This window comes from Micromonospora sp. MA102 (genome assembly GCF_025460765.1).
GTDB classification, from domain to species: Bacteria; Actinomycetota; Actinomycetes; order Mycobacteriales; family Micromonosporaceae; genus Micromonospora; species Micromonospora halotolerans.
In genome coordinates this window covers 327962-349738 of the sequence record NZ_JAMWEG010000002.1, presented here as the reverse complement: position 1 = coordinate 349738, position 21777 = coordinate 327962, and the positions used below count along the sequence as shown (strand labels likewise).

At 74.8% G+C, this 21777-nt stretch carries 18 protein-coding genes; 5 read left to right on the top strand and 13 right to left on the bottom strand.

Features of this window, described 5'->3' with window-relative positions; translation table 11 throughout:
• Positions 1-36 precede the first annotated feature (36 nt).
• Positions 37-1656, top strand: a complete 1620-nt coding sequence (locus tag NFX44_RS05065) for a hypothetical protein (RefSeq protein ID WP_262282315.1) — start codon at positions 37-39, stop codon at positions 1654-1656.
• Between the two features lie 549 nt (positions 1657-2205).
• Here NFX44_RS05065 and NFX44_RS05060 read toward each other — a convergent pair.
• A complete protein-coding gene (locus NFX44_RS05060; RefSeq protein WP_262282314.1) occupies positions 2206-5229 on the bottom strand; it encodes a bifunctional [glutamine synthetase] adenylyltransferase/[glutamine synthetase]-adenylyl-L-tyrosine phosphorylase in 3024 nt (1007 codons plus the stop codon).
• A gap of 1 nt (position 5230) precedes the next feature.
• A complete protein-coding gene (locus NFX44_RS05055; RefSeq protein ID WP_262282313.1) occupies positions 5231-5998 on the bottom strand; it encodes a type 1 glutamine amidotransferase in 768 nt (255 codons plus the stop codon).
• Between the two features lie 65 nt (positions 5999-6063).
• On the opposite strand from NFX44_RS05055, the gene NFX44_RS05050 reads away from it, so the two are divergent.
• Positions 6064-6993 carry an LD-carboxypeptidase gene (locus tag NFX44_RS05050; protein ID WP_262282312.1) on the top strand — a complete coding sequence of 310 codons (930 nt, stop codon included), beginning with the start codon at positions 6064-6066 and terminating at the stop codon, positions 6991-6993.
• 25 nt (positions 6994-7018) lie between these two features.
• On the opposite strand, the gene NFX44_RS05045 is transcribed toward NFX44_RS05050, so the two are convergent.
• Positions 7019-7903 carry a virginiamycin B lyase gene (locus NFX44_RS05045; protein WP_262282311.1) on the bottom strand — a complete coding sequence of 295 codons (885 nt, stop codon included), beginning with the start codon at positions 7901-7903 and terminating at the stop codon, positions 7019-7021.
• 182 nt (positions 7904-8085) lie between these two features.
• Here NFX44_RS05045 and NFX44_RS05040 point away from each other — a divergent pair, with 182 nt between their 5' ends.
• The gene (locus tag NFX44_RS05040) at positions 8086-8532 is read left to right on the top strand and encodes a hypothetical protein (RefSeq protein ID WP_262282310.1); all 447 of its coding nucleotides are present in this window, start codon (positions 8086-8088) and stop codon (positions 8530-8532) included.
• Positions 8533-8674: 142 nt separating this feature from the next.
• Here the strand turns inward: NFX44_RS05040 and NFX44_RS05035 are convergent, their stop codons facing one another.
• The 5 genes from NFX44_RS05035 to glnA all read right to left on the bottom strand — a co-directional run bounded on the left by NFX44_RS05035 (position 8675) and on the right by glnA (position 15132).
• Positions 8675-9046: a VOC family protein gene (locus tag NFX44_RS05035; protein WP_262282309.1), complete on the bottom strand. Its 372-nt coding sequence runs from the start codon at positions 9044-9046 to the stop codon at positions 8675-8677.
• Positions 9047-9137: 91 nt separating this feature from the next.
• Positions 9138-12479, bottom strand: a complete 3342-nt coding sequence (locus tag NFX44_RS05030) for an NACHT domain-containing NTPase (RefSeq protein WP_262282308.1) — start codon at positions 12477-12479, stop codon at positions 9138-9140.
• A 71-nt stretch (positions 12480-12550) separates the two neighbouring features.
• On the bottom strand, positions 12551-13243 hold the full coding sequence (locus NFX44_RS05025) for a YafY family protein (protein WP_262282307.1): 693 nt from the start codon (positions 13241-13243) through the stop codon (positions 12551-12553).
• Positions 13244-13275: 32 nt separating this feature from the next.
• Positions 13276-13701, bottom strand: coding sequence for a DUF350 domain-containing protein (locus tag NFX44_RS05020; RefSeq protein WP_262282306.1), 426 nt, complete (start codon positions 13699-13701; stop codon positions 13276-13278).
• 81 nt (positions 13702-13782) lie between these two features.
• Positions 13783-15132 carry a type I glutamate--ammonia ligase gene (gene glnA, locus NFX44_RS05015; protein WP_262282305.1) on the bottom strand — a complete coding sequence of 450 codons (1350 nt, stop codon included), beginning with the start codon at positions 15130-15132 and terminating at the stop codon, positions 13783-13785.
• Between the two features lie 151 nt (positions 15133-15283).
• On the opposite strand from glnA, the gene NFX44_RS05010 reads away from it, so the two are divergent.
• Both NFX44_RS05010 and panB read left to right on the top strand, forming a co-directional pair.
• Positions 15284-17044 (top strand): NAD+ synthase, encoded by a 1761-nt coding sequence (locus NFX44_RS05010; protein ID WP_262282304.1) that lies wholly within the window; start codon positions 15284-15286, stop codon positions 17042-17044.
• Between the two features lie 132 nt (positions 17045-17176).
• Positions 17177-18022 carry a 3-methyl-2-oxobutanoate hydroxymethyltransferase gene (gene panB / locus NFX44_RS05005; protein ID WP_262282303.1) on the top strand — a complete coding sequence of 282 codons (846 nt, stop codon included), beginning with the start codon at positions 17177-17179 and terminating at the stop codon, positions 18020-18022.
• A 45-nt stretch (positions 18023-18067) separates the two neighbouring features.
• On the opposite strand, the gene NFX44_RS05000 is transcribed toward panB, so the two are convergent.
• The 5 genes from NFX44_RS05000 to NFX44_RS04980 all read right to left on the bottom strand — a co-directional run bounded on the left by NFX44_RS05000 (position 18068) and on the right by NFX44_RS04980 (position 21734).
• A complete protein-coding gene (locus NFX44_RS05000) occupies positions 18068-18511 on the bottom strand; it encodes a VOC family protein (RefSeq protein WP_262282302.1) in 444 nt (147 codons plus the stop codon).
• A gap of 28 nt (positions 18512-18539) precedes the next feature.
• Entirely contained in the window at positions 18540-19238 is a 699-nt protein-coding gene (gene npdG, locus NFX44_RS04995; RefSeq protein ID WP_262282301.1) for an NADPH-dependent F420 reductase, read from the bottom strand.
• A gap of 73 nt (positions 19239-19311) precedes the next feature.
• On the bottom strand, positions 19312-20748 hold the full coding sequence (locus NFX44_RS04990) for an RNB domain-containing ribonuclease (protein ID WP_262282300.1): 1437 nt from the start codon (positions 20746-20748) through the stop codon (positions 19312-19314).
• A gap of 72 nt (positions 20749-20820) precedes the next feature.
• Positions 20821-21450, bottom strand: coding sequence for a histone (locus tag NFX44_RS04985; protein ID WP_262282299.1), 630 nt, complete (start codon positions 21448-21450; stop codon positions 20821-20823).
• 77 nt (positions 21451-21527) lie between these two features.
• Entirely contained in the window at positions 21528-21734 is a 207-nt protein-coding gene (locus NFX44_RS04980; RefSeq protein WP_262282298.1) for a hypothetical protein, read from the bottom strand.
• Between the last annotated feature and the right edge of the window lie 43 nt (positions 21735-21777).

Genomic DNA, 21777 nt, shown 5'->3' with positions numbered 1-21777 from the left:
GCTGCCAGTACGGTGGGTCGCGATCAGGAGGTGGGCATGCGGGGCGGTCGGGTGGTGGCGGTGTCCGCCGCGTCGGCGCTGGTCCTCGCCGTGCTGTATCTCACCCTGCCGGCCACCGGCTCGGATCTGTCCGCCCAGGTGGCCCGGGCCGGCTTCTTCGCTGAGCACGGGCCCGCCCTGGTCGACCTGCGCTGGTACGGCGGCGTCCACCCGTGGGGCTACAGCCTGGTCTCGCCGCCGCTCATGGCCCTGCTCGGGGTCCGCCCGACCGGCGCGCTCACCCTGCTCGCCTCGGCCACCGCGTTCGCGGCCCTGCTGGTCCGGACCCGGGTGCCCCGGCCGCTGCTGGGCAGCCTCGTCGGAGTGCTCACCATCGCCGGCAACCTGGTCTCCGGCCGGGTGACGTACGCCCTCGGGGTCACCTTCGGCCTGGCCGCGCTGCTCGCGCTGACCCTGCCCACCGGGGCTGCCGGCCGCGCCCGGTGGTGGCGTCCCGTGCTGGCCGTCCTGGCCGCCCTGCTCGCCTCGGCGACCAGCCCGGTGGCCGGGCTCTTCGTCGGCCTGGCCGGGGTCGCGCTGCTGCTCACCCGCCGGTACGCCGACGGCCTGCTCCTCGCGGTGCCGGCCGCCGCCCCGCTCGCCGTGACCGGACTGCTCTCCGGCGAGGGCGGCTGGATGAACATCAGCCGTACCGACACCCTGCACGCCGTGGTGACGAGCCTCCTGGTGGCCGCGCTGGTGGCCCACCGGCCGGTGCGGGTCGGCGCGCTGCTGTCGGCGGCCGGGGTGCTGGCCGCCGCGCTGCTGCACACCCCGGTCGGGTTGAACGCCGCCCGCCTGGTGGTGATGTTCGCGCTGCCCGTGCTGGCCGCGTCCGCGACGCTCCCCCGCCGTCTGACCGCCCGGCGGGCCGGACGCGACCTGCGCAGCTCGGCGAACGGGTCGACGCCGGCACGACGGCGGACGGCGCTGGCGGTGGCGCTGGCCGCGCTGCTGGCGGCGGTCTGCGTGTGGCAGCCGCCCGTGGTCACCGCGGACCTGGCCAGCGCGGACGACCCCACGGCCGATGCCGCGTACTTCGCGCCGCTGCGGGCGGAGCTGGACCGGCGCGGGCTCACCGGGCGGGTGGAGGTGCCGCCGACCCGCAACTACTGGGAGGCCGCCCATCTCGGCGAGGTGCCGCTGGCCCGGGGCTGGCTGCGCCAGGCCGACATCGCCCGCAACCCGCTCTTCTTCACCACCGTTCCCGGCGCGCCCGGCACCGGGGTCCCGCTGACCGCCGACGCCTACCGCACCTGGCTGGCCGAGAACGCGGTGCAGTACGTCGCCGTGCCCGACGTCGAGCTGTCCTGGGTGGGACGGCCCGAGGCGGAGCTGGTCCGGGCCGGCCTGCCGTACCTCACCGAGGTCTGGTCGGACCCGCACTGGCGGCTCTACGCGGTGGCCGACCCGACCCCGCTGGTCGGCGCGCCCGGGGAGCTGGTCCGCCAGGACGCCGCCACGGTGACCTTCCGCGCGCCCGGCCCCGGCCCGGTGCCCCTGCGGGTACGCCACGACCGCTGGTTGACCGTCTCCGGCGGGGCCACCCTCGCCTCCGACGGCGAATGGACGACAGCGACGGTGCCACGCGCCGGCACCTACACCCTCGGCAGCTGACCGAACTGGTCCCCTGAGCCCCGTCGGCACCTACCCGCAGCGCTGAGCCGGTGGGGTGCCGTGAGCCGCTACGAACCTGATGACGTGGATGAGTCATCTCGACCAGGGCACAGGAGCTGACGCGAGGTGACTCACCCGCGTCATCACGTTTGTAGGCGCGGGCCCGGAGGCGGGCGGGCGGCCCGGCCGGGCACAGGCGAGCGGCTTTCGAGCTGATGTCGCTGACGACTCATCCCTGCCGGAGCGTCCCGGCCGGGGGGGCCGAGTTGGGCGCCGCGGCCGAGTCGATCACGACATCAGCTCGAAAGGCCCACGCGAGCACTCCTCGCTCGCCGGCACGCCACTCGACGTGCGAGGACGAAGCAGCGACAGCGAGCCAAGCCGCCACCTGCCGGCGTGTAGTGAGGGACGACCGGCGGCAGGACCGGCCGGCCGCAGGCCACGATCGGCGTGCCGCACCTGGCAATCGGCGGTCGAACCGCCGCCCAGGCTATGACCGGCGCAGCTGCCGACCAGCCGCGGCGCAACCACCGGCCGGGGTGAGTCAGGTCAGGACGGGGCGTCGAGCACCCGCTCCATGGCGGCCCGGGCGCGGCGGCCGGTCCGCAGGTACTCGTCGAGGAACTCGCCCGGGTCGTCGCCGCCGAGCAGCCGCACGACGCCGGCCAGCTCCACCCCGTGCCGGGGCAGTTGGTCCCCGGCCCGGCCACGGACCAGCATCAGCGCGTTGCGGACCTGGGCGGCGAGCGTCCAGCCGGCCGCCATCTCGGCCGCGTCCTCGGGATCGACAAGACCGGCGTCACGGGCCGCGGCCAGCGCGCCGAGGGTGCTCGTGCCGCGCAGCGCGGGCAGCCGGCCGGCGTGCCGGAGCTGGAGCAGCTGCACGGCCCACTCCACGTCGGCCAGCCCGCCCCGCCCCAGCTTGGTGTGGGTGGCCGGGTCGGCGCCCCGGGGCAGCCGTTCGGTCTCCACCCGGGCCTTGATCCGGCGGATCTCCACCACCTGCTCGCGGGTCAGGCCGTCGGCCGGGTAGCGCACCGGGTCGACCATCGCCTCGAACTCGGCGCCCAGGTCGGCGTCGCCACAGACGAACCGGGCCCGCAGCAGCGCCTGCGCCTCCCACACCTTGGACCAGCGGGCGTAGTACTGGGCGTACGCGGCGAGGCTGCGCACCAGTGGGCCCTGCCGGCCCTCGGGGCGCAGGTCGGCGTCGACCCCGAGCGGCGGGTCGGGGGCGGGAGCGGAGAGCAGGCGGCGCAGCTCCTCGGCTACGGCGTGGGCGGCGGCGGCCGCGGCCTGCTCATCCGCGCCCTGGGGCGGGTCGTAGACGAAGAGCACATCGGCGTCGGAGAGGTAGTTCGACTCGCGTCCGCCGAGCCGGCCCATGCCGATGACGGCGAAGCGCAGGCCGGGCGGCCCCGGCTGGGCGGCCCGGGCGGTGCGCAGCGCGGCGGCCAGGGTGGCGTCGGCGACGTCGGAGAGGGCGGCCCCGACCGCCGTGACGTCCGCCAGGGTGGGCACCCGCCCGCCGCCGTCCGGCGACCGTGGGGTGAGCGGGGCGAGCGCACCGGCCCGGCTGAGCACGTCGGCGCAGGCCAGCCGGACCAGCTCCCGGCGGCGCAGCGCGCGGACGGCGCGGGTGGCCTCGACCGGGTCGTCGTGCCGGGTCGCGGCGGCCGTGAAGCCCTCGCCGAGCACCTCGCGCGGGCGGGGGGTCAGCTCGGTGTCCTCGGCCAGCAGCCGCAGCGCCTCGGGCTCCCGGGCCAGCAGGTCGGCCGAGTACCGGGAGGAGGAGAGCACCCGGGCCAGCCGGCGAGCCACCGGGCCGGAGTCGCGCAGCAGGCGCAGGTACCAGGGGGTGCTGCCGAGCTTGTCGGAGACCTGCCGGTAGTTGAGCAGCCCCCGGTCCGGCTCGGGCGCGTCGGCGAACTCGCTGAGCAGCACCGGCAGCAGGGTGCGCTGGATCGCGGCGGTGCGGCTCACCCCGCCGGTGAGCGCCTGGAGGTGGCGCAGTGCTCCGGCCGGATCGGCGAAGCCGAGGATCTCCAGCCGGTGCCGCGCCGCCTCCGGGGTGAGCCGCAGCCCCTCGGCGGGCACCCGGGCGACCGACTCCAGCAGCGGCCGGTAGAGCAGTTTGGCGTGCAGCCGGCGTACCTCGGTGGCGTGGGTGACCCACTCGGCGCGGAACTCCTCGACGGCGCTGCGGCCCGGGGTGGCGGCGTAGCCGAGCGCGGCGGCCAGCCAGCGCAGCGCGGCCGGCTCGGTCGGCACGGTGTGGGTGCGGCGCAGGCCCTGGAGCTGGAGGCGGTGCTCGACGCCGCGCAGGAAGCGGTAGCCGCGCAGCAGCGCCTCCCCGTCGGCGCGGCCCACGTAGCCGCCGGCGACCAGGGCGCGCAGCGCCGGGATGGTGCCCGGCGCCCGCAGCGACTCGTCGACGCGGCCGTGCACGAGCTGGAGCAGCTGGACGGCGAACTCGATGTCGCGCAGCCCGCCCGGGCCGCGCTTGATCTCGCGTTCCAGCTCCTTCGGCGGGATGTGGTCGATGATCTTCCGGCGCATCGCCCGGACGTCCTCGACGGCCTCCGGCCGCTCGGCGGCGGTCCAGACCAGCGGGGCGAGCGCGTCGATCCACTCGCGGGCCAGCGCCAGGTCGCCGGCCGCCGGCCGGGCCTTGAGCAGCGCCTGGAACTCCCAGGTGCGGGCCCAGCGCCGGTAGTAGGCCAGGTGGCTGGCGAGGGTGCGGACCAGCGGCCCCCGGTTGCCCTCGGGACGCAGCGCGGCGTCGACCGGCCAGGCGACCAGCCCGCAGATGTGGATCAGCCGGGTGGCGACCTGGGTCGCGGCGGCCAGGTCGTCGTCGGTGGCGGCCACGAAGATGACGTCGACGTCGGAGACGTAGTTCAGCTCGTCGCCCCCGCACTTGCCCATCGCCACCACGGCCAGCCGGGGCCGGGGCGTGCCCTCGGGCAGCTCGTCGGCGGCGATGTCGTAGGCGGCGGCCAGGGTGGCGTCGGCGAGCCGGGACAGCGCCGCCATGGTCTGCTCCAGGCCGCGGCCGCCGGTCAGGTCGGCCGCCGCGATCCGCAGCAGCGCCAACCGGTACGCCTGCCGCAGCGCCGGGACCGGGCCCGTGGCGGCGGTCAGCCGGGCGGCCGTGGCCAGGTCGAGCCTGCCGTCGGCGGAGGGCGCCAGCCCGTCCGCCTCGGTGGCCAGCACGGGCCACTGGTCGGGGTTGGCCACGAGGTGGTCGCCGAGCGCCGAGGAGGCGCCGAGGACCGCGACCAGGCGGCGGCGCAGCCCCGCGTCAGCGGCGAGCGCGTCCAGCACCGCCGGCTTCTCCCCGGTACGCCGTTCCGCCTCGACGACGCGGTGCAGCTGGCGCAGCGCCAGGTCCGGGTCGGCGGCCCGGGACAGGGCGGCGAGCAGCTCACCGGCCGCCTCGTCGGCGGGTTCCTGCTCCTCGACGCGCCACAGCCCGAGCCCGTCCGGCCCGAGCAGGTCGGCGGCGCGCGCCGAGCCGTCGCCCTCGGCGAACCCGTAGCGGGCCAGGCGCCCCCGGGCCGGTCGGGTCATCTCAGTGCCCGAGCAGCGGCAGGGTGGGACGGATGATGGCGGCGTCCAGCTCGCCGAGCGCGAGGGCGGCGAACCGGACGGCGAACGGCTGCCAGACCTCCTCCACGTCGGCCATCACCCGGTCGCAGGCGGCCACCACCAGCTCCGGGTCGTAGCCCAGCTCGGCCAGCAGCTCCGAGTCGCGGGACCAGTCGGCGATCATCGCGGTGTCGCACTCGATGTGGAACTGGAGCCCCCAGGCCCGGTCGCCGAGGCGGAACGCCTGGTTCGGGTAGCGCGTCGAGGCGGCCAGCAGGGTGGCCCCGTGCGGCAGCGCGGTGATCTCGTCGCTGTGCCACTGGAGCACGTCCGGCATCAGCGGCACGTACCGGAAGAGCGGGTCGTTCTCGGCCGCGTCCCGCTTGCCCACCACCCCGGGCCCGACCTCGGGCCCGGACGGGCTGCGCTCGACCTGCCCGGCGTGGGCGGTGGCCAGCAGCTGCCCGCCGAGGCAGACCCCGAGGGTAGGGATCCGCTGCCGGACCGCCTTGCGCAGCAGCCCCTCCAGCGCCGGGAACCAGGGCGCGCCCGGGGTGCCGTCCGGCAGCGGATAGGCCTGCTGCTCGCCGCCGAGCACCACGAGCGCGACGTAGCCGTCGAGGTCGGCGGGGAGCTCGTCACCGGCGTGCGGGCGCAGGACCCACAGGTCCAGGCCCCCCTCGGTGAGCCACTCCCCCAGGCGGCGGAGGTCGTCGGTCGGGTCGTTCTCGATCACCAGCGCGGTCGCCACGACGTCGAGGCTATCCGGTACGCCCGGCGAGGGCCGGTCCGGCTCGGCCGCACTAGGCTCCCGTCGTGCCCACCGACGACTGCCTGCGCCCACCGGTCCTGCGCCCCGGCGACCAGGTGATGCTGGTCTCGCCCTCCGGCCCGACCCGCCCGGAGCGGGTGGCCCGCGGCATCGAGCTGCTCACCGGCTGGGGGCTGCGCCCCGTGCCCGCGCCGCACGCGTACGCCCGCCAGGGCTACCTGGCCGGCGCCGACGAGCTGCGGGCCGCCGACCTGAACACCGCGTTCGCCGACCCGGAGATCCGCGGGGTGATCTGCACCCGGGGCGGCTACGGCGCGCAGCGGGTGGTGGACCTCATCGACATGGCGGCGGTCCGCCACGACCCGAAGGTGGTGGCGGGCTTCTCCGACATCACCGCGCTGCAGCTCGCGCTCTGGCGGGGCGCCCGGCTGGCCGGCGTGCACGGCCCCGGCGCGGCGTGGCGGGACGAGCGCACCTCGCTGCGCTCCGCGGAGTCGCTGCACGCCGCGCTGATGACCACCGAACCGGTGACGATCGAGGCGGTGAAGGAGGAGGAGACGTACGCGGTCCGGGTGCCCGGGCGGGCCGAGGGGCGGCTACTCGGCGGCAACCTGTGCCTGATCACCGCGTCGATCGGCACCCCGGACATGCCCGACCTGACCGGGGCGGTGCTGCTGGTCGAGGAGGTGGAGGAGCCGCCGTACAAGGTCGACCGGATGCTCACCCACCTGCGCCGCTGCGGCGCCCTGGACGGCATCGCCGGGGTGGCGGTGGGCCAGTTCACCGACTGCGCCGACGGCTGGGACACCACGATCACGGACGTGCTCACCGAGCGCCTGGGCGACCTCGGCGTCCCGATCCTCGGCGGCCTCCCCATCGGCCACGGCCCCGACCAGCTGACGGTCCCGGTAGGCACCCCCGCGATCCTCGACGCGACAACGGGCACCCTGACAGTCACCCCCGCCGTCCACTGACCCCGGAACTGTCCCCCGGAGGGGGTCAGGGGGTGAGGTGGGCGACCGCGCCGGTTTCCAGGGCGATCCACACCGTGCCGTCGGGGGTCACCGTCAGGCCGTGGGGTTCTGAGGACGGGGTGGGCAGGTCGTGACCGGTGATGCGGCCGGCCTTGTCGATGTGGCCGATGCGGTTGGCGGCCCACTCGGTGAACCAGCAGCCGCCGGCCGGGTCGGCCACGATGGCGTGCGGGCGGGCCGCGCGGTCCGGCAGCGGGAACTCGTCGATCCGGCCGTCGGGGGTGATCCGGCCGAGCTGGCCGGCGGCGATCTCGACGAACCAGAGCGCGCCGTCGCCGCCCAGGGTGATGCCGACCGGTCCGGCGGCCTCGGTCGGCAGGGCGTGCAGGGTCACCTGCCCGTCCACCGCGACCCGGGCGATCGCGTTCGCCTGGTTGAGGGTGAGCCAGAGGGCGCCGTCCGGCCCGGCGGCCAGCATCGAGGGGAAGCCCTTGGCGGCCGGCAGCGGGAAGGTGGTGACCGCCCCGTCGACGGTGACCCGGCCGACGGTGTCGTCGCCCATGCCGGCGTACCAGAGGGCGTCGTCCGGGCCGACGGCGAGGCCGCACGGCGCGGTCCCCGGCGGGAGCGCGACGGAGCTGTTCTGCCCGTCGACGGTGATCCGGCCCAGCCGGTCGTCGCCGGAGCGGGTGTACCAGAGCGCGCCGTCCGGGCCGGCGGTGATGATCAGCGGGCGGCTCTCCGCCGGGTCCGCGAGGTACGTCCGCACCTCGCCGTCGGGCCCTACCCGGGCGACGCCGCCCGTCCCGGCCAGCGTCAGCCAGAGTGCGCCGTCCGGGCCGGCGGTGATCCCGTACGGTCCCGAGCCCGGTTCCGCGAGCGCGATCTCCCGGATGGAGGGGTTCGTCATGCGGCCTCGCCTTCCGTCGGTGACCGGGCCCACCCTCCCGGCCGGCGCAGCCCGTCGCAACTGGTTTGTCCCCGTTCGCCGGGGCGATTGCCAGCGCGCTGACAGGTTCGCCACGGGTTGCGCCCAGCTCCGCCGGTCACTGTCGGTGACGTCATCGCACCACCACCGAACAGGAGAATCGCATGATCCACAGGATGTCGAGGAAGCATCTGCTGGCCGGCCTGGCCGCCGCCGGCGTGCTCGGCGTCGGGATCGCCGCCCCGACGGTGGCGCTCGCCGACGACAAGAGCCCGAGCCCGAGCGCCAGCACGAGCACCGACCAGCAGCAGCAGCGGACCGATCGGCGGGCCGACTTCGCCGAGGCGCTCGCCAAGGAACTGGGCGTCCCGACCGACAAGGTGACCGCCGCGCTGGAGAAGCTGCGCGAGCAGCGCCAGGACGACCGGCCCGAGCGGCCGTCGACCGAGGACCGGCAGGCCGCGCTGAAGGAGCGGCTGGACCAGGCCGTCAAGGACGGCAAGCTCACCCAGGAGCAGGCCGACGCGGTGCTGAAGGCCGCCGAGGCCGGCGTCTTCCCGGGCCCGGGCGGGCACGGCCACCGCGGCGGGGACGGCCGCTGGGGCAGGTGATCCGGCTGGCCCCGCCGTCTCCGCACCGGCCGCACCTCCCTCCGCGGCCGGAACCCGCTCGGCGGCGGGGCCACCGGGCCGACGGCCCTGGATTCGGGTGCGTCTGGTGTCGCTCCGGCGGCATCAGACGCACCCGGAGCGTTCACCCCCCGGCGGGCGGGGTGAAGACACCGACGCGGTTGCCGGACGGGTCGAGCAGCTGGGCGAGGCTCAGGCCGCTCGGCGTGGTCCGCGGCGGCACCAGGATCTTGCCGCCGGCCGCCTCGGCCCGCCGGCAGGTGTCCGCCACGTCGGCGACCTCGGCATAGAAGATCGCGTAGTTCGGCGACTCGCCGTCGAGGGCCCGGATGGCACCCCCGATCCCGTGCTCCCCGCCGGCGGTCGTCTGCCGGTACGACGCGCCCGGGCCGCCCTGCTCGTCGAAGGTCCAGCCGAACAGGTCGCCGTAGAAGCGCTCGGCCTCCTCCGGACGGTCGGAGCCGATCTCGAACCAGGTGACGGGCGTGCTGGACATCTTTCCTCCTGCTCCGCGCCGGCACGGTCGGCCGGCGTCAGGAGGCAAGCCTCGCCCCCGTCCGCGACACCGTCCTGTCGGTGTTTCCGGATCACCCGACCCAGTCGGCGTCCGCGAGCGGTCGCAGACGTTCGACCAGGTCGGGTCGACGGCGACCGCAGCGCTGCCGGAAGCTCTCCGCCTCCGCGGCCGAAATCGGCTCACGACGGAGTTCGAGCTCGTGCAGGCGCACCAGCACGTCGGCGCCGGCCTCGTCCAGCCAGTCCGCGGGACGGCCACGGCCCGCGGCGAACCCACGGGCGCCCAGCACCAGGTCGGCGGCGAGCGCGACGAACCGGAGGTCCGCCCGATCGTCCCGGCCGAGGAACGCGAGCAGGCAGCGGAAGGCGGGGGTGTGCGATCCCACGGTCAGCGACAGCTCCGCGAGGCGACGGAGCGCGTCGGCCACGAAGCCCGGCGCCAGGCCGTCGTCGACGGCCATGCGCTCCAGCACCAGAGCGGCCACCGCTCGTTCGGCAAGGTCCTCCCCGAGGCCGACCGCGGCGAGCAGCCGTTCGTAGATTCGCTCACGCTCGCCGGCGCTGGCCGTCGACAGCGGCAGGAGGGCCACGTCGAGCAGCAGGCGGGCCTCCGAGCGGTCCCCGTCCGGGAAGGCGTAGAACCCGTCCACCATGTCGGCCCGGAGTGTGGTCGGGGCCGGCGCCCGGTCGGAGAAGCGGAGGCCGAGCGGTTCCAGCGCGTGCAGCACCGCCTCGACGTTCGGATCGCACTCGAAGTAGGCGGTGCGGTGCAGCAGTTCGACATCCGTGTCGGTGGTCCCGTACCAGGAACCGGCATCGGCCACCGAGGGGTCGCCGATGCTTCGGCGGAACTGCCAGCGAGGGTCGCCGGGCACCTCGTCCGGCTCGTCGTCGCGCCGGATCGACAGCAGCAACTCGGGGCTGCCGTCGGCCCACGTCCGCGTCGGCCGCACCACGGTCAGCAGGCTCAGGTACTCCCCCTCGGGCAGCTGCGCCCGCCACTGCAGCGCCTGCCGTCGCCAGCGGTACGTCGACGCCGCGCCGTTCCCGTACAGGGCGGCAGACGGAAGGTCGGTGACGCAGAGGGCCAGCACCAGCAGGTTCGCCGAGTACACCGCGCAGCGCGCCGGTACGGTCGCCGGTCGCGGCTGGTAGGACCGGTGGCGCCCGGTGGGGCGCGGGTCCGACGCGTTGCGGAACAGCCGCGACAGGATGCTCACGACGGCGGAGCGGCGGCCCGGCGGCCAGGCGGCCAGCCGTTCGGCCACGAAGGTGACGACCGGCGCCCGGCTGGTCAGCACCGCGAAGGACAGCAACGCGTGCAGCCGGTCGTCGTCGACGGACGCCTCGCCCAGCAGGCTCGCCGCCTCGCGTTCCACCAGCTCCTGGAGGACCAGCGTGACCGACCGGGCGATCAGGTATTCGCCGAAGGTCGCGTGGAGGAACTCGTAGGTCCGGGCCAGCCCACTGCCGAGCACCGCCTCCGACCGGTGCACGAAGAAGAAGCGGCCCAGCACGATCTCGGAATGCCGCAGCGCCCCCCGCATGCCCCCACGGTCCGGCGCCGGCAGCGGTGGCCGGTGCCCCAGGAACGGCAGGGCGTCCAGATCGGCCTCGAGATCGTCCTCGGTCAACCACTGGGCGCCGCGGTTGAACATGCCGAAGGCGACCACCGACAGCCGGCGGAGTTCGTCCTCCGTCGCCCGGACGACCTCGCCCTGCGACAGCCACGGGTCCTGTTTGGCGACCTCCCGCCGGGCGAAGCTCGTCAGCAGCCTCTCGTACAGGTCGCCCCGTCCCAGCCCTCCGGCGTCGCGCAGGTCGTGCCCGTCGGCGGCGTAGAGCGCGAGCATGAGCAGCAGCAGCGGCTGCTCCGCGAGCTCCTTGTGCGCCCGGACGGCCTGGGCGTCCAGCGGGCTCACGCCGAGCGTCTCGAACGAGAAGCTGTTGGTCCGGTTCCAGGTGTCGACCCAGGTGTCGATGCGGGTCTCGTCGAACGGCTCCAGCCGGAGGACGACCGTGCCGGGTGGCGGCAGGGCCCGGTCGGCGACGCTGGACCTGCTGGTGACCAGCACGGCGACGGGACGCCCCTGATCCGCCTCACGGCGCTGGAAGACGGCCACCCGCCGCAGGTAGTCGCTCTGGCTGGCGCCGGTGGCCTGCAGCAGCTCGTCGAAGCCGTCGAGCAGCACGACCGGCATCGCGTCACCGGCCGAGCGGACCAGGTCGGGCCAGCTGAGCGCCTCGCCGGTGGCGTTGCGCACGGCCTGTTCGATCTGATCCTGGAGGTCGCTCACGGCCTGCACGGCGCGCAGCTCGACCCGGATCACCAGGAAGTCGGCGGCCGGCAACTGGGCGGCGAGGACGCGGGTCAGCACGGACTTGCCCGAGCCCGGTTGGCCGAGCACGAGAAGCGGCGCCGTCAACGCCGCGGCCGTCGTCAGGTGCACCAGCAGCGACTGCCACAGGTCGTCCCGGAGCGGGTACCGACTCCACCAGGTCTCGTCGGTCGGCCGCGCGGAGGGTGACAGCTTCACGATCCGGCACAGCGGCGCCACGTACGCCTCACCCAGGGTCGGGACCTGCAACCCCGCCGGCACCTCCCCGGACGGAAGGATCGGCCGTCGCAGCTCGGCGGCGTGCGCGGCGGCGAGCCCGGCCCGGCGCCGGTCGGGCACGTGGCCCGTGGAGATGTCGGTGAGCACCTGGCGCATCTCCGCCAACCCGACCGAGAGCGACCGGACCTCCTGCCGGGTCGCCTCGTGCTCCTGGAGCCCCAGCCAGAAGCCGACCTCGGGGAAGTCCTGAGCCAGCTGGGTGAGCAGCTCCCGGTGCCGGCCGACAGCCACCCGGGGGACGACCAGCAGCGCCGACTCGGCCGCGTCGCGTCGGTGCTGGTCCGCCTGTTCCCAGACCGCCAGCCCCGCGCAGAACCGGAGCAGCCGGTGGGCCAGGTCGTCGTAGTACCTGCTCAGGGCGGCGGCCAGGTTCGGGTAGGGCAGGTGCGCGCCCGGCACCGGCGCGGCGGTGCTGAAGAACGCCTCGGTCACCGTCGTGCCGGTGACCGGCCCGGCTCCCGCGAGGGCGAGCTGCTCCCCCTTGTCGAGGGCGAGGTCCGCGGGCGTGAACGGCAGGTCGACCTGGGCCAGCGCCTCGTAGAACGCGGTCACGGCGATGACGGCGTGGGCCGCCTGGAGGCGCTGTGTCCGCCCGTGCCGGGACAGCCCGGACCTCTGCTCGGACACCGTGCGCACCAGCTCGTGCCCCAGCCGGACGAATCCCCTCGCGTCGAGGACGCCGAGCAGCGGAGGCACCGGCACCGCCGACGTCAGCTTGTCGAACCAGTCGACGAACCTGCTCTTCTCCCCACCGAGCAGGCGGACGGCGTCGGCGTAGCTGAGCGTGTCGGGCACCCCGCGCTCCTCCCCCAGGCACGGCCGGACCTCCCAGGATCCCGCATCCGCCGGCCGAACGCTGTCGGGTATCAGACCAGACTCAGTGGACGGAGCCGCCCGGCGGGGATGTCCAGGTCCTCGGGGCGCAGCTCCCGGGTCACCGGCTCGGCCAGCGGACGCACCGCCACGATCCGGTCGGTGCGGAAGCAGCGCAGCCCGTCGCGCAGCCGGCACCAACCCACCAGGTACCAGTGCGTCGCGTTGCCCAGGTAGGCCAGCGGCTCCACGTCCCGGGCCGAGGTCGCGCCCGCGCGATCGGCGTAGCGCAGGCGGAGCACGCGCCGGGCGGCGACCGCGTCGGCCACGGCGGCCGGGACGGGCGTCGCCGGCCCGCCGCCGATCAGGTGCACCCGGCCGGCGAGGCGGTGCGCCTCGGCGGCGTCGGCGGGCGGCATCACGGCGACCAGCTTGCGCAGCGCCGCGCCGGCGGCCGGGGCGAACGGCGTGCCGCCCAACCCGTGCAGCGCGACGGCCATGGCCACCGCCTCGCCCGGCGTCAGGTTGACCGGGGGCAGGGTGCGGGCGCGGTCGACCACGTAGCCACCGGTGCGGCCCGGCTCGGCCCAGATCGGCACCCCGGCGCCCTGCAACGCGCTGATGTCCCGCTCGATGGTGCGGGTGCTGACCTCGAAGCGCCCGGCCAGCCACCGGGCGCTGCGCGGCCGCGGCGACACCGCCCGCAGCTCCTCCACCAGGGCGTAGAGACGGTCGGTGCGGTTCACGCCCGGAGGCTATGCCCCGGGTACGACACGCCTCAGGCGATGCAGGCGCAGACGATCAGCGCGGCGCCGAAGTGGGTGGCGGCGCTGACCCGGGCCGCCGGGTGCGGCTCGTCGGCGCAGATGATCTCGCCGAGCCGGCCGGGGGTGAGCAGGTCGAGCACGAAGAAGGCGAGCGCCATGACGAGCAGGCCGACCAGGCCGAAGACCACCGTGGAGGCCAGCCCCTTGCCGAAGGAGCTGTAGCTGGTGAGGATCGCGGTGAAGACGATGCCGGCGATGCCGAGCTGGTTGGCGGCGAGCAGCAGCGCCGCGTTGCCGTTGCGGCGCACCCAGATCAGCTCCCGCAGCTTCCCCGGCGTGAGCAGGTCGACCAGCAGGAAGCCGGCGGCCATCAGCGCCACCCCGACGACCCCGAACACGATGCTCTGCCAGGCCCCGCTGAGCAGATCCTCCAGCACCGAACGCCTCCCCGGCCTCCGCGCCGCCGGCGGGGTGCCGGGGCGGTGCCGCAGACGATAGCGGCACCGCACCACGGTGATCTAGAGCGACAGGTAACGCTGCCGCTCGTAGGGGGTGACCTCGCGGCGGTACTGCTCCCACTCGGCCCGCTTGTTGCGCAGGAAGAAGTCGAAGACGTGCTCGCCGAGCACCTCGGCGACCAGCTCGGAGCCGGCCATCACGTCGATCGCCTCGGCCAGGTTCTCCGGCAGCGCCTGGTAGCCCATCGCGCGGCGCTCCGCGGTGCTCAGCGACCAGACGTCGTCCTCGGCACCCGGCGGCAGCTCGTAGCCCTCCTCGATGCCCTTGAGGCCGGCGCCGAGCATGACCGCGAACGCCAGGTAGGGGTTTGTCGCCGAGTCCAGCGAGCGGACCTCGACCCGGGCCGAGTTCGGCTTGCCGTAGGCGGGCACCCGGACCAGCGCGGACCGGTTCAGGTGACCCCAGCAGACGTACGCCGGGCTCTCCGTGATCCGGTCCGGCAGCGCCTGGGGGAAGAGCCGCTTGTAGGAGTTGACCCACTGGTTGGTGACGGCGGTGTACTCCCGGGCGTGGGTGAGCAGCCCGGCGATGAACGACTTGGCCACCTTGGAGAGCTTCATCGGGTCGCCGGCGTCGTGGAACGCGTTGCGCTCCCCCTCGAACAGCGACAGGTGGGTGTGCATGCCGCTGCCCGGCTGGTCGGTGAAGGGCTTCGGCATGAAGCTGGCCTGGACCCCGGTGGAGAGGGCGACCTCCTTCACCACGTGCCGGAAGGTCATGATGTTGTCGGCGGTGGTGAGCGCGTCGGCGTAGCGCAGGTCGATCTCCTGCTGGCCGGGGGCCACCTCGTGGTGGCTGAACTCCACCGAGATGCCGATCCGCTCCAGCGCCAGCACCGCCTGGCGGCGGAAGTCGCGGGCCACCGCGTGCGTGGTGTGCTCGAAGTAGCCGCCGGTGTCCACCGGGACCGGCAGCGAGCCGTCCTGCGGGCCGTTCTCCAGCAGGAAGAACTCGATCTCCGGGTGGGTGTAGAAGGTGAAGCCCTTCTCGGCGGCCCGGGAGAGGGCCCGGCGCAGCACGTGCCGCGGGTCGGCCCAGGACGGGCTGCCGTCGGGGAGCAGGATGTCGCAGAACATCCGGGCGCTCTCGCCGCTGACCCCGCCCTCGAAGGGGAAGACCTGGAAGGTGGTCGGGTCGGGCATGGCCACCATGTCCGACTCGAAGACCCGGGCGAAGCCCTCGATGGCCGAGCCGTCGAAGCCGATGCCCTCCTCGAAGGCCGCCTCCAGCTCCGCGGGGGCCACCGACACGCTCTTGAGTGTGCCGAGCACGTCGGTGAACCACAGCCGGACGAACCGGATGTCCCGCTCTTCCAGCGTACGGAGGACGAACTCCTGCTGACGGTCCACTTCCACCCCTCGTGACACGTACGTCCGCACCGGTCGGGCCGGCCCGGCCTGACCGCCCAGTCTCCACCGGTCTCGTTACGCCGACGTTACGCCTCCGGCGTCTCCGGCGTCCGGCCGGATTCGGCCCCTCCGGCTGGGGCAAGATGAGGTCATGCCCACCCTGCGTCTCGCCCTGTGCCAGGTCGACCCGACGGTCGGCGACATCGCCGGCAACGCCGACATGGTCCGCGGCTGGGCCCGCAAGGCCGCCGACGCCGGCGCCCAGCTCGCCCTCTTCCCCGAGCTGATGCTGACCGGCTACCCGGTCGAGGACCTGGTCTTCCGCCGGTCGTTCGTCGCCGCCTCCCGGGCCGCGCTGCACCGGCTCGCCGCCGACCTGGCCGCCGACGGCCTCGGTGACCTGCCGGTCCTGGTCGGCTACCTCGACGCGGACGGCCCGCCGCAGGTCAGTGCCGACGCCGAGCCGGGCAGGGGGGCGCGCAACGCGGCGGCGCTGCTGCACCGCGGGTCGGTGGCGGCCGTCTACTTCAAGCACCACCTGCCCAACTACGGCGTGTTCGACGAGGACCGCTACTTCGTCCCCGGCGACGCGCTGACCGTGGTCCGGATCGGCGGGGTGGACGTCGCGCTCACCATCTGCGAGGACCTGTGGCAGGCGGGCGGCCCGTTCGCGGTGGCCCGGCAGGCGGGCGTCGGGCTGGTGCTCAACATCAACGGCTCGCCCTACGAGCTGAACAAGGACGACATCCGGCTGCCGCTGGTCCGCCGCCGGGCGGCCGAGGCGGGCGCGACCATCGCGTACGTCAACATGGTCGGCGGCCAGGACGAGCTGGTCTACGACGGCGACTCGATGATCGTCGACGCGAACGGCACGCTGCTCGCCCGGGCGCCCCAGTTCGTCGAGCACCTGCTGCTGCACGACGTGGAGCTGCCGGCGGCCAGGGAGCCGGTCGGCGACGAGGAGGTCGCCGACGACATGCGGATCGTCCGCGCCAAGGTCAGCGACACCCTTCCGCCGAGGCACGGCGACGGTGTCGCGGTCGGCGGGATCATCGCGCCGGTCGCCGACGAGGCGGAGGTCTGGCAGGCGCTGGTGCTGGGCCTGCGCGACTACGTGAACAAGAACCGGTTCCCGTCGGTGGTGCTCGGCCTGTCCGGCGGCATCGACTCGGCGGTGGTGGCGGCGCTGGCCGTGGACGCGCTCGGCGCGAAGCGGGTGGTCGGGGTGTCGCTGCCCAGCCAGCACTCCTCGGAGCACTCCCGCGCCGACGCCGAGGAGCTGGCCAAGCGCACCGGCCTGGACTTCCGGATCGAGCCGATCCAGCCCATGGTGGACGCCTTCCTGGCCAACCTGTCGCTCTCCGGCGTGGCCGTGGAGAACCTCCAGGCCCGGGTCCGCGGCGTGATCCTCATGGCGCTGTCGAACCAGGAGGGCCACCTGGTCCTCACCACCGGCAACAAGAGCGAGCTGGCGGTGGGCTACTCCACCCTGTACGGCGACTCGGTGGGCGGCTACAACCCGGTCAAGGACGTCTGGAAGACGCTGATCTGGCGGCTGGCCAAGTGGCGCAACGCCGACGCGGAGCGGCGCGGCGAGACGCCGCCGATCCCGGAGAGCTCGATCGGCAAGCCGCCGTCGGCCGAGCTGAGCCCGGGGCAGCTCGACAGCGACAGCCTGCCGGAGTACGACGTGCTCGACCCGATCCTGATCGGCTACGTCGACGGCGACCTGGGGCGGGAGGGCCTGGTCGCGTCCGGCCACGACCCGGCGGTCGTCGACCGGGTGCTGCGGATGGTGGATACCGCCGAGTACAAGCGCCGGCAGTCCGCCCCCGGCACCAAGATCTCCATGAAGGCGTTCGGTCGGGACCGGCGGCTGCCGGTCACCAACCGCTGGCGCGAGGACGGCTGACCCGCGCCCGGCGCACCCCGCCGCCGGGAGTGAAATCCTCCACTCCGCCCTGCCCCCGGCCGGTGTCCCGGTGCGACGATCGCGGCGGAACCCGGGGACCGCGAACGCGGCCTCGAGGAAGGAGAGAGAGTCATGGTGGAGTCCACCCCGACCGAGGTGACCGCCCTCTACGGCGGGCCGGCCACCCGGCGGGTCCGCACCCGCGACCTGATCGCCGCCAAGGAACGCGGCGAGCGCTGGTCGATGCTGACCTCGTACGACCAGTACACCGCCTCGATCTTCGACCAGGCGGGGATCCCGGTGCTGCTGGTCGGCGACTCGGCGGCGAACAACGTCTTCGGCTACGAGACCACCCTGCCGGTGACCGTCGAGGAGCTGCTCCCCCTGGTCCGCGCGGTGGTGCGGGCGACCCGGCAGTCGCTGATCGTCGGTGACCTGCCGTTCGGCTCCTACGAGGAGGGGCCGACGCAGGCGCTGCGGACCGCGGTGCGGTTCATGAAGGAGGGCGGCTGCCACGCGGTGAAGCTGGAGGGCGGCCGGCGCTGCGCCGCCCAGATCGAGGCGATCGTCGGTGCGGGCATCCCGGTGATGGCGCACATCGGCTTCACCCCGCAGAGCGAGCACACCCTGGGCGGCTACCGGGTGCAGGGCCGCGGCGACACCGCCGAGGAGGTCATCGCCGACGCCCGCGCGGTGGCCGAGGCGGGCGCCTTCGCGGTGGTGCTGGAGATGGTGCCCGGTGAGGTGGCGAAGCGGATCACCGCCGAGCTGCGCATCCCGACGGTGGGCATCGGCGCCGGCCCGGACACCGACGGGCAGGTGCTGGTCTGGCAGGACATGGCCGGGCTGCGCACCGGCCGGGCGCCGCGCTTCGTGAAGCGCTACGCCGACCTGGCCGGCGCGCTGACCGACGCCACCCGCCGGTTCGCCGAGGAGGTGCGGGGCGGCGAGTTCCCCGCCGCCGAGCACACCTTCTGACCGCACGCCGGGCGGCGCGGCTCCCGGGCCGCGCCGCCCTGCCTGTCAGACCACGCAGAACTCGTTGCCCTCCGGGTCGGCGAGCTGGAACGAGTAGTAGCCGTCGTCGGGGTCGTCCATCGAGCCCAGGACCCCGGCGCCCAGGGCGGTCAGCCGGGTCACCTCGGCTTCCACCCGGGAGCGCCGCTCGGCCAGCGGCACCGCACGCCCGCCGCCGACCTTCAGGTCGATGTGCAGCCGGTTCTTGATTGTCTTGGCCTCGGGGACCGGCTGGAACCAGATCCGCGGGCCGGCGCCGGTCGGGTCCTCCAGCCGGTCGAGGCAGTCGCCGTCGCCGAGCTCCTCGGGCGGGATGCCGACCGACAGGTACCAGTCCCGCCAGGTCGGCTGCCCGTCGGGCGGCGACTGCGGCCGGTAGCGCAGCGCCTGCGCCCAGAACGCGACGAGCCGTGACGGCTCCCGACAGTCGATCACCAGTTGCCATTCCATGCGGCGATGGTGCCGCACGGGTACGACGTCACAGGTCGGTGACGCGGATGCCGGCGTGCGCCTTGTAACGCTTGTTGATGGCGATCAGGTTGGCGGTGAACGCCTCGATCTGGTGGGCGTTGCGCAGCCGGCCGGCGTAGATGCCCCGCATCCCGGGGATCCGGGCGGCGAGCGCGGCGACCACGCCGACCAGCTCCCGGTCCTCGGTGCAGATCAGCACGTCGAGGTCGATCCGGTCGACCTCCGGGTCGGCCAGCAGCGGCGCGCTGACGTGGTTGAAGGCGGCGCAGACCCGGGAGTCGGGCAGCAGCCCGGCGGCCTGCTGCACGGCGCTGCCCTCGGCGACGGTCAGCGCGTACGGGCCCTGCTTGTCGAAGCCGAGCGGGTTGACGCAGTCGATGACGATCTTGCCGGCGAGCGGGCCGGCCAGCGCACCGACGACGGCGGCGTGCCCGTCCCAGGGCACCGCGATGACGACCACGTCGCTGCGGCGGGCCACCTCGTCGTTGTCCGCGCCCGCGACGGTGGCGCCGGCCGGCACGCGGGGCAGGGCGGCGATCTCGGCGGCGGCCTGGGCGGCCCGGTCGGCGGCGCGGGAGCCGATCAGCACGGTCTGCCCGGCCCGGGCGAACCGGTAGGCGAGACCCCGCCCCTGGTCGCCGGTGCCACCGATGATGCCGACGGTCAGCCCGGAGACGTCGGGCAGCGTGGTCGCGTCGTAAACCATACGGGTCATCCTCGCAAAGGTCACCGCACGGCGGCGCGGCCGGGCGCTGTGAGAATCCCCGCGCTCCGCCGCCTCACGCCTTCTCGAAGGCGACCTTGCGCTCGGCCGGGTCGGCGACGGTCAGGCGGACCCGGACCCGCTCGCCGAGCGGCAGGTCGCCGGTGCAGCGGGCGCGCACCGGCGGCTCGTCCAGTGCGACCGTGCCGCCGGGCGGGCGGCCCGGACGGCCGTTGCCCGCCGGGCGCGGCTCGTCCACGTCCACCACCGCCGCCTCGAAGGTCTCGCCCACGCGGTGCGCCAGCAGCACCGCCTCGGCCAGCTCGACCGCGCCCCGGGTGGCCGCGGACGCGGTCCGGTCGGTGGTGGCCATCACCTCGGGCAGCTTCGGCAGCGCGGCGCGGACGTGCTCGGGGACCTCCCGGCCCTCGTGCAGGGCCAGGCAGACCTCGGTGGCGTACCGGTCGGCGAGCCGGCGCAGCGGCGCCGTCACGTGGGCGTACGCGGCGGCCACCCCGCCGTGCTCCGGCTGCTCGGGCAGCTCCCCGTCGAACGCCGTGTACGCGGCGCCGCGCATCAGCTCGGCGGCCTGGTCGACGAAGGCCGCCGCCCGGGGCTGCGAGGCGTCCAGCCCGGCGAGCACCGCGCCGACCGTGGCGCCGGCCGGCCAGGGCACGCCGAGCGGCCCGGCGGCCAGCCGCAGCCGGTCGACCGCCTCGGGCCGGGGCGGCGGCATCGTGCGCAGCAGGCCGATCCGGCCGGCCAGCATGATGTCGGCGGCGGCCATCCCGGTCAGCAGGGAGATCTGGGCGTTGTGCTCCTCCATGGGGCCGGGCCCGCGCAGCACCAGCCGCCAGCCGTCGCCGTCCGGCTCGACGTCCTGCTCGGGCAGCGGCAGGTTGATCGCGCCCCGGCGCAGCCCGCGCGCGGTGAGCAGGGCGCCGATCTCGGGCAGCAGGGCGATCGGCTCGGGCAGCCGGCCGGCGTCGGCGTCGCGCTGCACCCCGGAGTAGTCGAGCTTGGCCCGGCTGCGCACCCGGGCCCGTTCGAGGGTGACGGCGACCATGCCGCCGTCGGCGTCGATGTCGATGGTCCACAGCACCGCCGCCCGGTCGGCGTCGGGCAGCAGGCTGGCCGCCCCCTCGCTCAGCGTGTGCGGGTGCAGCGGCACGTTCCCGTCGGGCAGGTAGACGGTCTGCCCCCGGCGCCAGGTCTCCGCCTCCAGCGCCCCGCCGGCCCGGACGTGGGTGAACACGTCGGCGATCGCGTACCGGACGCGGAAACCGCCACCGGGACGGCGGGCGAGGTGCATGGCCTGGTCGAGGTCGCGCGAGGTCGCCGGGTCGACGGTGACGAACGGGACGTCGGTCCGGTCGGCGACGGCCGGCAGCGGCGCGGCGGCGGCCGCGTCGGCCTCGCGCTGCGCCGCGGGCGGGAAGTCTTCGGGAAGTCCCAGCTCGCGGCGCAGCGCGCCGAAGTCGATGCGGGGCGCCAGTACGCGTCGGATCACCACGGGGTCAATCCTGACAGCGCCCCGCGTGATCCGCTCACCCGGCACGCGCCGGTCAGCGGCGGGCGTACGCCGTCAGGCGGTGGCCTTGCGTGCCGGCGCCTTGCGCGCGGTGGTCTTCTTGGCGGCCGTGGTCTTCTTGGCCGGGGCCTTCTTCGCCGCGGTGGTCTTCGTCGCGGTGGTGGCCTTCTTGGCGGGCGCCTTCTTCGCCGCCGTCGTCCGCTTCGCCGCGGGACGCGTCGAGGCGGTGGTCTTCTTGGCCGGGGCCTTCTTCGCGGCGGTGGTCTTCTTGGCCGGGGCCTTCTTGGCGGCCGTGGTCTTCTTGGCGGGGGCCGTCTTTGCGGTCGTCGCCCGCTTCGCCGCGGTGGTCGTCTTCCTCGCCGCGGTGGTCTTCTTCGCCGCCGTCGTCTTCTTGGCAGCCGCCTTCTGCGCGGTGGTGGTCTTCTTCGCGGTGGCCTTCTTGGCGGGTGCCTTCTTCGCGGTGGTCTTCGTGGCCGGCGCCTTCTTCGCGGGCGCCTTCCGGGCCGCCGACACGGCCTTCCGGGCGGTCGCCTTCTTCGCTGCGGCCTTCTTCGCCGGCACCCGGCCGGCGCCGGCGCCGGAGGCGTTCGGGGACGCCTTGGTGGCCGTCGTCCTGCCCGCGGTGGTCCTCTTCGCGGTCGTCCGTTTCGCGGCCGGGCGGGTGGCCTGCTGTGCTTCGGCCATCTCGGTTCCCTTTCCTGGGGACGTGCTCTCGCCCTCGCGGAGCACGGATCACCTCGACGCGGGCCGTCCCGCGCCGTCTACCTGTCCTCCCCGGCCCAACGGGCGTCCTCGGCCTCCCACGCGTCGTTGCGCTCCCGCACCTGCTGCAGGGCGTTCTCCGCGTCGGCGGCTGAGGCGTACGGTCCGAGAACCTGCTTCGCGGGACACACGTCGGCATCGGTCTCGACCCGGTGGTGGCGGGTGCACCAGTAGTAGTGCCCGCCACCACGTCCGTCGTCGCTCATGCGATCACTGTGCACCGCGAACCGCCCGGCCGCCACCGGAACG

Bases quoted from the DNA above. Each gene is read 5' to 3' on its own strand.
- NFX44_RS05065 (WP_262282315.1), top strand. From the start codon at position 37: ATGCGGGGCGGTCGGGTGGTGGCGGTGTCCGCCGCGTCGGCGCTGGTC.
- NFX44_RS05060 (WP_262282314.1), bottom strand. From the start codon at position 5,229: ATGACCCGACCGGCCCGGGGGCGCCTGGCCCGCTACGGGTTCGCCGAG.
- NFX44_RS05045 (WP_262282311.1), bottom strand. From the start codon at position 7,903: ATGACGAACCCCTCCATCCGGGAGATCGCGCTCGCGGAACCGGGCTCG.
- NFX44_RS05040 (WP_262282310.1), top strand. From the start codon at position 8,086: ATGATCCACAGGATGTCGAGGAAGCATCTGCTGGCCGGCCTGGCCGCC.
- NFX44_RS05035 (WP_262282309.1), bottom strand. From the start codon at position 9,046: ATGTCCAGCACGCCCGTCACCTGGTTCGAGATCGGCTCCGACCGTCCG.
- NFX44_RS05010 (WP_262282304.1), top strand. From the start codon at position 15,284: ATGCCCACCCTGCGTCTCGCCCTGTGCCAGGTCGACCCGACGGTCGGC.
- panB (WP_262282303.1), top strand. From the start codon at position 17,177: ATGGTGGAGTCCACCCCGACCGAGGTGACCGCCCTCTACGGCGGGCCG.
- NFX44_RS05000 (WP_262282302.1), bottom strand. From the start codon at position 18,511: ATGGAATGGCAACTGGTGATCGACTGTCGGGAGCCGTCACGGCTCGTC.
- npdG (WP_262282301.1), bottom strand. From the start codon at position 19,238: ATGGTTTACGACGCGACCACGCTGCCCGACGTCTCCGGGCTGACCGTC.
- NFX44_RS04985 (WP_262282299.1), bottom strand. From the start codon at position 21,450: ATGGCCGAAGCACAGCAGGCCACCCGCCCGGCCGCGAAACGGACGACC.
- NFX44_RS04980 (WP_262282298.1), bottom strand. From the start codon at position 21,734: ATGAGCGACGACGGACGTGGTGGCGGGCACTACTACTGGTGCACCCGC.